The sequence below is a fragment of the Pseudomonas mosselii genome (assembly GCF_003205295.1).
Lineage (GTDB): Bacteria > Pseudomonadota > Gammaproteobacteria > Pseudomonadales > Pseudomonadaceae > Aquipseudomonas > Aquipseudomonas mosselii_B.
Genome location: NZ_QJRP01000006.1, coordinates 55,257 through 68,557 on the forward strand (window position 1 = coordinate 55,257; position 13,301 = coordinate 68,557).

The 13,301-nt window shown below is 65.6% G+C and carries 15 protein-coding genes; 8 read left to right on the forward strand and 7 right to left on the reverse strand.

All coding sequences use genetic code 11. The annotated features are described in order from the left end of the window. Positions 1-3: 3 nt before the first annotated feature. From zur to DMX06_RS07910, 4 genes are all read left to right on the forward strand, one after another. Entirely contained in the window at positions 4-489 is a 486-nt protein-coding gene (zur, locus tag DMX06_RS07895) for a zinc uptake transcriptional repressor Zur (RefSeq protein ID WP_110736034.1), read from the forward strand. Beyond that, positions 486-1,259, forward strand: coding sequence for a zinc ABC transporter ATP-binding protein ZnuC (gene znuC, locus DMX06_RS07900; RefSeq protein WP_110736035.1), 774 nt, complete (start codon positions 486-488; stop codon positions 1,257-1,259). The genes zur and znuC overlap by 4 nt, the downstream gene beginning before the upstream one ends. After that, complete coding sequence (gene znuB / locus DMX06_RS07905) at positions 1,252-2,034, forward strand: zinc ABC transporter permease subunit ZnuB (protein ID WP_050703194.1); 783 nt, start codon at positions 1,252-1,254, stop codon at positions 2,032-2,034. The genes znuC and znuB overlap by 8 nt, the downstream gene beginning before the upstream one ends. A 129-nt stretch (positions 2,035-2,163) precedes the next feature. Further along, positions 2,164-2,871, forward strand: coding sequence for a PA5502 family lipoprotein (locus DMX06_RS07910; protein WP_110736036.1), 708 nt, complete (start codon positions 2,164-2,166; stop codon positions 2,869-2,871). Positions 2,872-3,062: 191 nt separating this feature from the next. On the opposite strand, the gene katE is transcribed toward DMX06_RS07910, so the two are convergent. After that, a complete protein-coding gene (gene katE / locus DMX06_RS07920; RefSeq protein WP_110736040.1) occupies positions 3,063-5,207 on the reverse strand; it encodes a catalase HPII in 2,145 nt (714 codons plus the stop codon). Between the two features lie 211 nt (positions 5,208-5,418). Here katE and DMX06_RS07925 point away from each other — a divergent pair, with 211 nt between their 5' ends. The 3 genes from DMX06_RS07925 (at position 5,419) to DMX06_RS07935 (ending at position 7,932) form a co-directional block, all read left to right on the forward strand. Next, a complete protein-coding gene (locus tag DMX06_RS07925; protein ID WP_110736042.1) occupies positions 5,419-6,426 on the forward strand; it encodes a methionine ABC transporter ATP-binding protein in 1,008 nt (335 codons plus the stop codon). After that, the gene (locus tag DMX06_RS07930) at positions 6,426-7,097 is read left to right on the forward strand and encodes a methionine ABC transporter permease (RefSeq protein ID WP_050703190.1); all 672 of its coding nucleotides are present in this window, start codon (positions 6,426-6,428) and stop codon (positions 7,095-7,097) included. The genes DMX06_RS07925 and DMX06_RS07930 overlap by 1 nt, the downstream gene beginning before the upstream one ends. A 64-nt stretch (positions 7,098-7,161) precedes the next feature. Continuing rightward, positions 7,162-7,932: a MetQ/NlpA family ABC transporter substrate-binding protein gene (locus DMX06_RS07935; protein ID WP_050703189.1), complete on the forward strand. Its 771-nt coding sequence runs from the start codon at positions 7,162-7,164 to the stop codon at positions 7,930-7,932. 179 nt (positions 7,933-8,111) lie between these two features. On the opposite strand, the gene DMX06_RS07940 is transcribed toward DMX06_RS07935, so the two are convergent. Genes DMX06_RS07940 through DMX06_RS07960 form a run of 5 tightly spaced genes read right to left on the reverse strand, consistent with a single transcriptional unit; the run spans position 8,112 to position 11,995 of the window. After that, the gene (locus DMX06_RS07940; protein WP_028688687.1) at positions 8,112-8,744 is read right to left on the reverse strand and encodes an SCO family protein; all 633 of its coding nucleotides are present in this window, start codon (positions 8,742-8,744) and stop codon (positions 8,112-8,114) included. Next, on the reverse strand, positions 8,741-9,640 hold the full coding sequence (gene cyoE, locus DMX06_RS07945; RefSeq protein WP_110736043.1) for a heme o synthase: 900 nt from the start codon (positions 9,638-9,640) through the stop codon (positions 8,741-8,743). The genes DMX06_RS07940 and cyoE overlap by 4 nt, the downstream gene beginning before the upstream one ends. Further along, a complete protein-coding gene (locus DMX06_RS07950) occupies positions 9,625-10,698 on the reverse strand; it encodes a COX15/CtaA family protein (RefSeq protein WP_110736045.1) in 1,074 nt (357 codons plus the stop codon). Before DMX06_RS07950 ends, cyoE begins: the two co-directional genes overlap by 16 nt. Before the next feature lie 9 nt (positions 10,699-10,707). After that, the gene (locus DMX06_RS07955; RefSeq protein WP_110736047.1) at positions 10,708-11,286 is read right to left on the reverse strand and encodes a hypothetical protein; all 579 of its coding nucleotides are present in this window, start codon (positions 11,284-11,286) and stop codon (positions 10,708-10,710) included. Further along, entirely contained in the window at positions 11,252-11,995 is a 744-nt protein-coding gene (locus DMX06_RS07960) for an SURF1 family protein (protein ID WP_110736048.1), read from the reverse strand. The genes DMX06_RS07955 and DMX06_RS07960 overlap by 35 nt, the downstream gene beginning before the upstream one ends. A 63-nt stretch (positions 11,996-12,058) precedes the next feature. On the opposite strand from DMX06_RS07960, the gene DMX06_RS07965 reads away from it, so the two are divergent. Continuing rightward, entirely contained in the window at positions 12,059-12,262 is a 204-nt protein-coding gene (locus DMX06_RS07965; protein WP_110736050.1) for a twin transmembrane helix small protein, read from the forward strand. Positions 12,263-12,408: 146 nt separating this feature from the next. Here the strand turns inward: DMX06_RS07965 and DMX06_RS07970 are convergent, their stop codons facing one another. After that, positions 12,409-13,296, reverse strand: a complete 888-nt coding sequence (locus DMX06_RS07970; RefSeq protein ID WP_110736051.1) for a cytochrome c oxidase subunit 3 — start codon at positions 13,294-13,296, stop codon at positions 12,409-12,411. Positions 13,297-13,301: the final 5 nt, after the last annotated feature.

The following is a 13,301-nucleotide window of genomic DNA, read 5'->3' on the forward strand; positions in this document are numbered from 1 at the left end:
CCCATGTCCATCACGCCGCTGGCCCACCGTCCCCACGATCACTCCCACTGCGTCCACAGTGCGCTGGCCGAGGCCGATGCGCTGTGCAACCGTCAGGGCCTGCGCCTGACCGCCCTGCGCCGCCGCGTGCTGGAGCTGGTGTGGCAGAGCCACAAGCCGCTGGGTGCCTATGACATCCTTGCCGTGCTCAGCGAACAGGACGGCCGCCGTGCCGCGCCGCCTACCGTCTATCGGGCGCTGGACTTCCTGCTGGAGAACGGCCTGGTACACCGCATCGCCTCGCTCAACGCCTTCATCGGCTGCAGCCACCCCGAGCATGCGCACCAGGGCCAGTTCCTGATCTGCCGTGAGTGTCACGTGGCCATCGAGCTGGAGCAGGACAGCATCAGCGGCGCCATCGTCGACAGTGCCAAGGCCGTCGGCTTCGCCGTCGAAACGCAGACCGTGGAAGTGGTCGGCCTATGCGGCAATTGCCGGGGCAAGGCATGAGCGACGCACTGATCCGCCTCGAGCAGGTCGGGGTCAGCTTTGCCGGTGAAGCGGTGCTCGACAGCATCGACCTGTCGGTCGCGCCCGGCCAGATCGTCACCCTGATCGGTCCCAACGGTGCCGGCAAAACCACCTTGGTGCGCGCCGTGCTCGGCCTGCTCAAGCCTCATCGGGGCAAGGTATGGCGCAAGCCGAAGCTACGCATCGGCTACATGCCGCAGAAGATCCAGGTGGACGCCACGCTGCCGTTGTCGGTGCTGCGCTTCCTGCGCCTGGTACCCGGGGTAGACCGCGCGACAGCCTTGTCGGCACTGCAGGAGGTCGGCGCCGAACAGGTTATCGACAACCCGATCCAGACCATTTCCGGTGGCGAGATGCAGCGGGTGCTGCTGGCCCGCGCGCTGTTGCGCGAGCCGCAGCTGCTGGTGCTGGACGAACCGGTGCAGGGCGTCGACGTGGTCGGCCAGACCGAGCTGTACAACCTGATCACCCGCCTGCGCGACCGCCATGGCTGCGGCGTATTGATGGTCTCCCACGACCTGCACCTGGTGATGAGCGCCACCGACCAGGTGGTCTGCCTCAACCGTCACGTGTGCTGCTCGGGCCACCCGGAGCAGGTCAGCAACGACCCGGCCTTCGTCGAGCTGTTCGGCCAGAACGCGCCGAGCCTGGCCATCTACCACCACCATCACGATCACAGCCACGACCTGCATGGTTCGGTGATCGCCCCCGGCGCCCATGTCCACGGAGAGCACTGCAAGCATGGCTGATTTTCTTCTCTACGCCCTGCTTGCCGGCCTGTCGCTGGCACTCGTCGCCGGCCCGCTTGGCTCGTTCGTGGTGTGGCGGCGCATGGCCTATTTCGGCGACACTCTGTCCCACGCCGCGCTGCTCGGCGTAGCCCTGGGCTTCGCCCTGGACGTCAGCCCGGCACTGGCGGTGACTGTCGGCTGCCTGTTGCTGGCGATCCTGCTGGTGACCCTGCAACAACGCCAGCCACTGGCCTCGGACACCCTGCTCGGCATCCTCGCGCCCAGTACCCTGTCGCTGGGCCTGGTGGTGCTGAGCTTCATGCACGATGTGCGCATCGACCTGATGGCCTACCTGTTCGGCGACCTGCTGGCGATCAGCACCACCGACCTGGCCTGGATCCTCGGCGGCAGCGCCTTGGTGCTGGTGCTGCTGGCGATGTTCTGGCGGCCGCTGCTGGCGGTGACCGTGCACGAAGAACTGGCGATGGTCGAGGGCCTGCCGGTGGCCGGCCTGCGCCTGGCGCTGATGCTACTGATCGCCGTGGTGATCGCGGTGGCAATGAAGATCGTCGGCGTGCTGCTGATCACCTCGCTGCTGATCATCCCGGCCGCCGCGGCACAGCGTCACGCCCGCTCGCCGGAGCAGATGGCCGTGGGCGCCAGCTTGCTGGGGGTTACCGCGGTCTGCGGGGGCCTGGCGCTGTCCTGGTTCAAGGATACCCCGGCCGGTCCTTCGATCGTGGTCTGTGCGGCAGTGCTATTCTTGCTGAGCCTGGCGTTGCCGAAACGCTGAGATTCCAGGGTGCGCGCAGACGCGCCCTGCAACCTTTTCATCGCTTGCAGGTCACATAAGACCAGTTTTCGAGCGTGCGCACCTGGGTGTAGACTTGCTCGCTTTTTGCGCAAATAGAGAGTCGCAGGAATGAAGCCGTTCGCCTCACGTTATCTGCTTGTTGCCGCGTTTTCCCTGTTCCTGGCCGCCTGCTCCAGCAAGCCGGCCGAGCAGCCGGTCGCGCCTGCCCAGCCCGACGCCTGGCAGCAGCTGGAACAAAGCATCGCCAGCAACGAGCTGGCCACCGCCGAGGACCAGCTGGCCGCGCTGCAGGCCCAGACGCCGGGTGATGCGCGTCTCGAGCCGCACCAGCGCCAGCTGGCCGAGGCCTACCTGCAACGCAGCCGGATCGTCCTGCAAAAAGGCGACGTGAATGCCGCCGCCACCGCGCTGGCCCGCGCCCGGGCGCTGATGCCCCAGGCACCGGCCCTGACCGGTGGCGATGCCATGGCCCAGGCGCGCAAGGCCGAGCTGGAAAAGGCCGAGGCGGCGCTGAAGGCGGCCGAGTCCAAGCCCAAGGCCCGGGTGATCGACCCGACCGCGCCAACGACCGTCGTGGCGCTGAAGACCACCGACGGCCGAGCGATGCGCCGCCAATTGGATGACATCGCCGCCGATGTGGTGAATTACCAGTGCGAGGTGGTGTTCCAGGTGCCGCGCACCCAGGACGCGCCGTGGCTCAAGACCCTGCTGGAGAAGCGGGTGCGCAAGCTCGACAGTGGCTTCAAGCTTGAGCAGAAGCACGAGATCCAGCGCTCGTTGCCGGCGCAGGTGGTATTGATCCCTCATCAGCAGTGATCAATCGCGGGGCAAGCCCGCTCCAATTCAAGATTGCCGGGGCTGCTTTGCAGCCCTTTCGCGACACAAGGCCGCTCCTACAGGGATCGCATAACTCCTGTAGGAGCGGCCTTGTGTCGCGAAAGGGTCGCAAAGCGACCCCGGCATTTCCAATGCCGAGCACCAATTATCGACACTGAAAGGGCTGAATCTTACGCTGGTATCGCCTCGGCAGCCGCCTCCCGCGCCCACACCCGATGCCCCTCTAGCGCCTTGAAGAACCCATCGAACGCCTTCTGCCCATCCCCCAGCAACAGCCCCACATCCTCCTTCAGCCCCAGCTTGTTCAGCAGCAGCTTGCCCTCACTGGCGACCCCAATCGGCTTGAGGTGCTTGTAGGCCTCCAGCAGGAAGTGCCTGGCCACGCCGCTTTTCTCCAGCGCCTCCACCGACACCTTGCCCGCCGGCACCCACACGCCATCGAACATCACCGACGGCATGCCTTCCATGGAGGCATCCACCGGCAGTGGCGTGCCATCGGCAGCCTTGACCGGTGCCGAGGTCGGGCCCAACAGCACGGGGCGGGCGCTCTTGGCCTCCAGCGCCTTCACAACCTTGTCGACGCTGCCAGCATCCACGCCATCGGCAACCAGAATGGCGACCTTGCGCCCACTGATGCCGATCCCACCGGGATGGCTCATCTGGCTCAAGGCCTTTGACTGCGAGGGCTTGCTGCCTTTCACCTTGACCGTGCCGGCCTTCGGCGCCGGCAACCCGAGGTTGGCCGCCACCGCCGCCGCCAGCTTGAGGTCGATGTTGGCAAGGATCTCGTTCACTTCCCGGGCGCGAATCGCCTCACGCTCCACCTTGCCCAGCTCGAAGCTGTAAGCCTTGATGATGTGCTGCTGCTCCGTCGGGCTCATGCTCTGGAAGAACAATCGGGCCTGGGAAAAATGATCGCCGAACGACGCGCTGCGCTGGCGGATCTTGTGGGCATCGATACGCTCCCCATAGCTCTCGAAGCCACCGTCCCGCGCGGCGGGCGGCGTCTCCTGCGGCCAGCCGCCATCGATCGAGTTGGGCTCGTAGGCGGCGCGCCCCTTGTCGAGGGTCATGCGGTGCATGGCATCACGCTGGCTGCTGTGGTTGGGGGCGATGGGGCGGTTGATCGGAATCTCATGGAAGTTCGGCCCACCCAGGCGGCTGATCTGGGTGTCGGTGTAGGAGAACAGCCGGCCCTGCAGCAGCGGGTCGTTGCTGAAGTCGATGCCCGGCACGATATGCCCTGGGCAAAAGGCGATCTGTTCGACCTCGGCAAAGAAATTGTCGGGGTTGCGGTCGAGCACCATCCTGCCCAGCGGTGTCACCGGTACCAGCTCTTCGGGGATGAGCTTGGTCGGGTCGAGCAGGTCGAAGTCGAACGTGTGCTCATCGGCTTCGGGGACGATCTGCACGCCCAGCTCCCATTCCGGGTAATGCCCGGTCTCGATGGCCTCCCACAGGTCGCGGCGGTGGTAGTCGGTATCCTTGCCCGCCAGCTTCTGCGCCTCGTCCCACAACACCGAGTGCACCCCCTGGCGCGGCTTCCAGTGGAACTTGACGAAGCTGGCCACGCCCTCGGCGTTGACCAGGCGGAAGGTATGCACGCCAAAGCCTTCCATCATCCGCAGGCTGCGCGGGATGGCGCGGTCGGACATGGCCCACATGACCATGTGCGCCGACTCCGGCACCAGCGAGACGAAGTCCCAGAAGGTGTCGTGGGCCGAGCCGCCGGTGGGCATCTCGTTGTGCGGCTCGGGTTTCACCGCGTGGACGAAGTCGGGAAACTTGATCGCGTCCTGGATGAAGAACACCGGCATGTTGTTGCCGACCAGGTCGAAGTTGCCCTCGTCGGTGTAGAACTTCACCGCGAAGCCCCGCACGTCACGCACCGTGTCGCCCGAGCCGCGTGGCCCCTGCACGGTGGAAAAACGCACGAACACCGGAGTGATCTTCTCGGGATCCTGCAGGAAACCGGCCTTGGTCAGTTCGCCATGGCAGCCGTAGCTCTGGAAATAGCCGTGGGCGCCACAGCCCCGTGCGTGGACGATGCGTTCCGGTATGCGCTCATGGTCGAAGTGGGTGATCTTCTCACGCATGATGAAGTCTTCGAGCAGCGAAGGCCCACGGGCGCCGGCCTTGAGGCTGTTCTGGTTGTCGGCGATTCTCACGCCCTGGTTGGTGCGCAGCGCCTGGCCGCTGGCGTCGCTGCGAAAGGCTTCCAGGCTCTGCAACTTGGCGTTGGTGTTGGCCTTGTCAGGGGTTTCGGTGCCCGCGACCGGGCTCGGCTGCGGCGCCTGGGGCTTCTTGCTGGGCATCTTCGGCTCTCCTCATCAGTACTCGGGCTTGTTCAAGTAGATGACTGGAAGGCCGTCGAATGCGTTCAATCGGATTGCCGACCGTCGCGATATGCCGATTGGATTGGAGCATTGCGAAATTAATGCTAAGAACAGGCAGGGGAAAAGGCTAAAATGCGCGACCCCGGCTAACCGCTGACCCAAATTCCATGCGCCCCACAAGGTTCGCTCAGTGATCGAGTTTCAAAATGTCCACAAGACCTACCGCGTCGCCGGTAGGGATATCCCGGCCCTGAACCCGACCAGCCTGACCATCGAAGATGGCCAGGTGTTCGGCCTGATCGGCCACTCCGGTGCCGGCAAGAGCACCATGCTGCGTCTGATCAACCGCCTCGAGGAGCCGTCCGGCGGCAAGATCGTGGTCGACGGCGAGGACGTCACCGCCTTCGACGCCAACCAGCTGCGCCGCTTCCGCCAGCAGGTCGGGATGATCTTCCAGCACTTCAACCTGCTGGCGTCCAAGACCGTCGCCGACAACGTCGCCCTGCCACTGGTGCTGGCCGGCGAGCTGTCGCGTGGCGAGATCGACAAGCGCGTCACCGAGCTGCTGGCCCGTGTCGGCCTGTCCGAGCACGCAAAGAAGTACCCGGCGCAGCTGTCGGGCGGGCAGAAGCAGCGCGTCGGCATCGCCCGCGCCTTGTCCACCAACCCGAAGATCCTGCTGTGCGACGAGGCCACCAGCGCCCTCGACCCGCAGACCACCGCCTCGGTGCTGCAACTGCTGGCCGAGATCAACCGCGAGCTGAAGCTGACCATCGTGCTGATCACCCACGAGATGGATGTGATCCGCCGGGTCTGCGACCGCGTGGCGGTGATGGACGCCGGGCAGATCGTCGAGGCCGGCCCGGTGGCCGACGTGTTCCTGCACCCGCAGCACGCCACCACCCGGCGCTTCGTCCAGGAGGACGAGCAGGTCGACGAGAACGAGCAACGCGACGACTTCGCCCATGTGCCGGGCCGCATCGTGCGCCTGACGTTCCAGGGTTGCGCCACCTACGCGCCGCTGCTGGGCACCGTGGCCCGCGAGACTGGTGTCGACTACAGCATCCTGGCCGGACGCATCGACCGCATCAAGGACATTCCCTATGGCCAGCTGACCCTCGCCCTGATCGGCGGAGACATGGACGCGGCATTCGCCCGCTTCACTGCAGCTGACGTACATATGGAGGTACTGCGTTGATGGACGCCCTGAATTTCTTCGCCAACGTCGACTGGGCCGAAATCTGGCTGGCCAGCATCGACACCATGATCATGCTGTTCGGCTCGCTGTTCTTCACCGTGCTGCTGGGCCTGCCGCTGGGCGTGCTGCTGTTCCTCTGCGGGCCGCGGCAGATGTTCGAGCAGAAGGGCGTCTACGCGCTGCTGTCGCTGGTGGTGAACATCCTGCGCTCGCTGCCGTTCATCATCCTGCTGATCGTGATGATCCCGATCACCGTGCTGATCACCGGCACCTCGCTGGGTGTTGCGGGGGCGATTCCTCCGCTGGTGGTGGGGGCCACGCCGTTCTTCGCGCGCCTGGTGGAAACCGCCCTGCGCGAGGTGGATCGCGGCATCATCGAAGCCACCCAGTCGATGGGCGCCACCACCCGCCAGATCATCACCAACGCCTTGCTGCCTGAGGCCCGTCCGGGCATCTTCGCGGCGATCACCGTCACCGCCATCACCCTGGTCTCGTACACCGCCATGGCCGGTGTGGTGGGCGCGGGCGGCCTGGGTGACCTGGCCATCCGCTTCGGCTACCAGCGTTTCCAGACCGACGTGATGGTGGTCACCGTGGTCCTGCTGCTGATCCTGGTGCAGGTGCTGCAGAGCGTCGGTGACAAGCTGGTCGTGCATTTTTCCCGTAAATAACCCCAATGGGGTCGGCCTGGCCGACCCGTTCGGGGGCCGTCGCGGCCCTCACAAGGAGTGATCAATGAAGAAGCTGCTTGCTGTTGTCGCCGCCGTCGCGGCCTTCTCGGCCCACGCCGAGACCCTGACCGTCGCCGCCACCCCGGTGCCGCACGCCGAGATCCTCAAGTTCGTCCAGCCGCAGCTGGCGAAGGAGGGCGTGGAGCTGAAGGTCAAGGAGTTCACCGACTACATCCAGCCGAACGTGCAGGTGGCCGAAAAACGCCTGGACGCCAACTTCTTCCAGCACCAGCCGTACCTGGATGAGTTCAACAAGGCCAAGGGCACCCAGCTGGTCAGCGTTGCCGGCGTGCACCTGGAGCCGCTGGGCGCCTACTCGAGCAAGTACAAGAAGCTCGACGAACTGCCATCCGGCGCCACCGTGGTCATCCCCAACGACGCCACCAACGGCGGCCGTGCCCTGCTGCTGCTGGACAAGGCTGGCGTGATCAAGCTCAAGGACAGCAAGAACATCCTGTCGACCGTGAAAGACATCACCGGCAACGACAAGAAGCTGAAATTCCGCGAGCTGGAAGCGGCCACCATCCCACGTGTGCTGACCCAGGTCGACCTGGCGCTGATCAACACCAACTATGCGCTGGAAGCCAAGCTGAATCCGGAGAAGGACGCCCTGGTGATCGAAGGCAGCGACTCGCCTTACGTGAACATCCTGGTGGCGCGTCCGGACAACAAGGACGCCGATGCCATGAAGAAGCTGGCCGCGGCCCTGCACTCGCCTGAGGTGAAGCAGTTCATCACCGAGAAGTACAAGGGCGCGGTGATTCCGGCGTTCTAAGCTGACATCCCCGGGGCCGCGTTGCGGCCCTTTCCGACCGGTCCGACGCCTCGGCAAGGCCGCTCCCACAGGTTCGGTGCCAGCTCAACCCTGGCGCTGTACCTGTGGGAGCGGCCTTGTGTCGCGATGGCCTGCGCAGCAGGCCCAAGGATCGAATGCCCCGCGATTCATTTCAGCGGTCAGTCGCGCTTGACCAGCCCCGGCAACTGCGCCACCAGCTTCTGGTTGTTGAACGGCGCACGGATGAACCCGCGCTGACGCCCGTCCGGGCCGACCACCGCCAGGTTGCCGCTGTGGTCCACGGTGTAGCCCGGCTTGCTGGTATCGGCCGGAATGAACGGAATGCTCAAGGCATTGGCCAGCTTCTGGGTGTCCTCGATCGACCCCGCCACCCCGACGAAATCCTTGTCGAAGTAGCCCAGGTACTGCTTGAGCTGGTTCGGCGTGTCGCGGTTCGGGTCGACGCTCACCAGCACCACCTGCAAACGCTCCAGCGCCTCCTTGGGCAGCTCGCTCTTCACCTGGCGCAGCTGGGCCAGGGTGGTCGGGCAGATGTCCGGGCAATAGGTATAGCCGAAGAACAGCAACGACCACTTGCCCTTGAGCTGGTCCAGCACCAGCGGCTGGCCGTTCTGGTCGGTCATGGTCACGTCCGGCACGGTACGGCTCTGCGGCAGCAGGATGATGCCGGCGTCGATCAGTTCGGTGGGGTTCAACTGACCACGGTCGTTGAGCACCTTGTTGACGGTCAGGCCCATGATCAGCGCGACCAGGGCAACGAGGATGAAGACGGTTTTCTGGGTTCGGGTCATAGGTTCAGCAACAGGTAATGGTCTACGAGCAACGCGATGAACAGGGCGAACAGGTAGCCGATAGAGTACTTGAACGTCTTGATCGCCGCGTGCGGCCGGGTGCCACGGTACAACACCCAGGCCCAGTGCAGGAAGCGCAGGCCCAGCCCCAGGGCACAGGCCAGGTACAGCGGTCCGCTCATGTGGATGGCATAGGGCAACAGGCTCACCGCCAGCAATATCAAGGTGTAGAGCAGGATATGCAGGGCCGTGTAGCGCTCGCCGTGGGTAACGGGGAGCATGGGAATATCAGCTTTTGCGTACTCCTCCTTGCGATGAATCGCCAAGGCCCAGAAGTGCGGCGGCGTCCAGGCGAAGATGATCAGCACCAGCAGCAGCGGTTCGGCGCCCAGGTGCCCACTGACCGCCACCCAGCCCAGCAACGGCGGGGCTGCCCCGGCCAGGCCGCCGATCACGATGTTCTGCGGCGTGGCGCGCTTGAGAAAGCCGGTGTAGAGCACCGCATAACCCAGCAGCGAGGCCAGGGTAAGCCAGGCGGTGAGGGGGTTGGTGAACGCCAGCAGCAGGGCCATCCCCGCAACGGCCAGCAGCAAGGCAAATAGCAGTGCCGGCACGGGCGCCACCCGACCCTGGGCCAGCGGGCGCTTGTGGGTGCGGGCCATGAGCGCATCGACGCGGCGGTCGACCACGTGGTTGACCGCCGCCGCGGCCCCCGCGCACAAGCCTATCCCCAGGTTGCCGAACAGCAGGACGCTCCAGGCCACCCCCGCGCGGGTGGCGAGAAACATGCCCACCAGCGAGGTGATCAGCATCAGCACCACCACCTTCGGCTTGGTCAGTTCCATGTAGTCGCGCCATCCGGCGCGCTGGCGTTCCGTGCTCAGAAGCGTCGCCACGAATCGTTCCTCATGTGATGGGAAAGGTGCACGCCGGTCACCGGCGTCAGACGCCAGCCGTGGCCCACACGGACCTTGTCGACCACGCGGATGCGGTAGTTGACCAGCACCATGCACAGCAGCAGCAGGGCGCCGCCAGCGTTGTGCGCGACGGCCACGCCCAGGGGCAGGTGCAACAGCACGTTGCTGATGCCCAGGCCCAGTTGCAGCGCCAGCGCCAGCAACACCAGGCGGGCCAGGCCGCCCAGGCCATGGCGGTGCAGCTTCCAGCTCAGGGTCAGCAGCACCAGCATGACCAGCAACGCGCCCAGGCGATGGCTGATATGGATCGCGGTGCGCGCATCACTGTCCAGCTGCCCGCCGAGGTAATTGGGGCCGACGTGCTGGGTCAGGTGGAAGCCGTTGCTGAAGTCCGCCGCCGGCCACCACTGGCCGTGGCAGGTGGGCAGGTCGATGCAGGCCACCGCCGCGTAGTTGGCGCTGACCCAGCCCCCCAGGGCGATCTGGCCGATGACCACCAGCAACGCCAGCGCGGCGATCCGGCGCAGGCTCAACGGCAGTTTCGGCAATGGCGCAAAGGCCCGGGATAGACGCAGGGACAGCAGGAAAAGCAGGCTCACCGTAGTAAACCCGCCGAGCAGGTGCGCAGTCACCACCTGGGGCCACAGTTTCAGTGTCACGGTCCACATGCCGAACGCCGCCTGGGCCAGCACCACGCCCAGCAGCAACACCGGCAGGCGGTAGGGCTGTCCGTCACGGGCATGCCGGCGCACGGCCTGGAAGGCGAGCAGGGCGATCACCAGCGCCAGGGTGCCGGCGAAATAGCGATGGACCATCTCGGCCCAGCCCTTGGCTTCTTCCACCGGGTGCTCGGGGAAATGCAGCTCGGCATGGGCCAGCTGGGCGTCGGTCTTGGGCACGCTGATGAAGCCGTAGCACCCCGGCCAGTCGGGGCAGCCGAGGCCGGCATGGGTCAGCCGGGTATAGGCGCCGAGCAGTACGACCAGCAACGCCAGCAGGGTGGCGAACACAGCGAGACGGAATCCGGGTCTGGCCATGGCGACCTCCTAGCCGATGTTGGACAGCTTGAGCAGGTGGCGCAGGTCGTCCAGCACATGCTTGCCGTTGACCTTGGCGTCGTAGCGCAGCACCAGGTTACCGTGAGGGTCGACGATCCACAGCTGCGGGCCCACTTCGCCGACCTTCTGGACATAGCGCTGAGCGTCCAGCGGGTAGCGCTGCAACTGCGGGTATTCGCGGCCCAGCAGTGCCTGGTAGTCGGCGGCCAGCGGCTGGGCCGACGCCAGGGCATGGCTGGCGCGGCTGGCGTCGCGGCCCAGGCCAACCTGGATCTGCCGGGCCAGGTACACCAGTTGCCGGCACTCCTCGGCGCAGGCCTCGGGGGAGCTGACCAGCAGCTGCCAGCGCTCGTCCCGGGCATCGATGCCGATGTCCGCGCGGGCCTCGCCATTGCCGATCATCACGCCGTGATAGCTGCGCCCCTCCGGCACCCAGAACTTGAGCTTGTACATGAAGGTGGCGAGGATCATCGGCCCGAGCACGACGAACAGGATCAACAACAGTTGCAGACGCCCCCTCGGCTTGCGGCGATCAGGCGCGTCCAGTGGACTCGTGGCGGCGGCCATGGCGGTTCTCCTTGTCGTTGTGATGCCAGCCGAAATACAGGTAGAGCAGCACCAGCGTGGTAGCCAGGGCGAACCACTGCACGGCATAGCCCTGGTGCTTTTCCGGGCCCATGGCGACCACCGGCCAGTCCAGGCGGTAGGCGGCCGGGCCGGGCTGCAGGCGCAGCTCATGGGTGAAACCTTCGCGGCCAAGCTGCTGCCAGAGCCCGGCCGGGTCGATTGCCGTCAACAGTTGCGGCCATTGGCCGTCCGGGTTGTCCGGGTGCAGCTGGAATGTCTTGCCCGGCGCCACGTAGACCGTGGCATCCAGCGCCAAGGCCTGGCTCGGTGTGTCGAAACGCACCGGTACCCGGCGATCGGGCCAGGGCAGCCAGCCGCGGTTGACCAGCAACCACAGCCCGCTGGCCTGGTCGAGGAAAGGCTGCAGCAGCTCGACGCCGGCCTTGCCGTCGCGCATCTGGTTGTCCAGCAACAGGCTGTGCCCGGCGTCGAAGCGGCCATACAAGTGCACAGGGTAGAACGCCGGGTCCGGAAGCTGGCGCAGCTGTTCGACAGCGACCGGCGCCTCGATCTGGCGCTCGGTGTAGGCGGCGAGCAGGTCGCGCTTTTCGTCGGCGCGGCGCAGCTGCCAGCAGCCGAGCGCGATCAGGCCCGGCAGCAGCGCGAGCACCACCAGGGTGGGGAGCAGGCCCGGGCGAAACGGCTTCACCTGGGCCTCGTAAGGTCGAGCGCTATACTTGTATCCATCACCGCATCCCCCTGGAGTTACGCCATGCTCAAGGCCGCGATAGTCCTGATGCTGCTGGCCACCATCGCCAGCCTGTTCAGTGGCCTGGTGTTCCTGGTCAAGGACGACGACCAGTCGACCCGCCTGCTCAAGGCCCTTACCGTGCGAGTCGCCCTCGCCACCCTGACCATCGGGCTGGTGGCCTGGGGCTTCATCAGTGGGCAACTGGTGTCCCACGCGCCCTTCTGAATTGTCTCGGTCCCTGTAGGAGCGGCCTTGTGTCGCGAAAGGGCTGCGCAGCGGCCCCAGGATCTCGGCATCATGCAGAATCGCCGGGGCTGCTTCGCAGCCCTTTCGCGACACAAGGCCGCTCCTACAGGGGACCGTGCCGCCCTTCAGAGCACATACACAAAGATGAACAACCCCACCCACACCACATCCACGAAGTGCCAGTACCAGCTCGCCGCCTCGAAACCGAAGTGCTTGTCCGGCTCGAAATGCCCGCGCATCACCCGGCAGAACATCACGAACAGGATCAGCGTCCCCAGCGTCACGTGGGCGCCGTGGAAGCCCGTAAGCATGAAGAACGTCGCGCCGTAGATGCCCGAGCCCAGGGTCAACCCCAGTTTGTTGTAGGCTTCGTGGTACTCGTAGGCCTGCAGCGCAAGGAACCCCAGCCCCAGCAGGATAGTCAGCCCAAGCCATAGCTTCAGCGTGCCGCGATGGCCCTTGCGCAAGGCATGGTGGGCGATGGTCACGGTCACGCTGGAGCTCACCAGCAGGATGGTGTTGATCAGCGGCAGGTGCCACGGGTCGATCACTTCCCTCGGCGGCGGGAACAGTTTCGGGTCCGGCGTGTGCAGCAGCGGCCAGACGAACTCGAAGTTGGGCCACAGCATGTGCGCCACGCCCTTGTCCCCCTCGCCCCCCAGCCATGGCCCGGCCAGCACGCGCACGTAGAACAGCGCGCCGAAGAAGGCCAGGAAAAACATCACCTCGGAGAAGATGAACCAGCTCATGCCCCAGCGGAACGAGCGGTCCATCTGCGCGCTGTAAAGCCCTGCGTGGCTCTCCTTGATCACCGCGCCGAACCAGCCGAACAGCATGTACGCCAGGAACAACCCACCGACGAAGAAGATCAGCGGCCCGTGGGATTCCGGGTGGCCGGCCTTGAGGTCGTTGAACCAGGTACCCAGGCCGAACACGGTGATGAACATGCCGATCGTGGCAATGATCGGCCACTTGCTCTGCGCCGGAACGTAGTAGTGCTCGTGGCTTGCCATGGCGT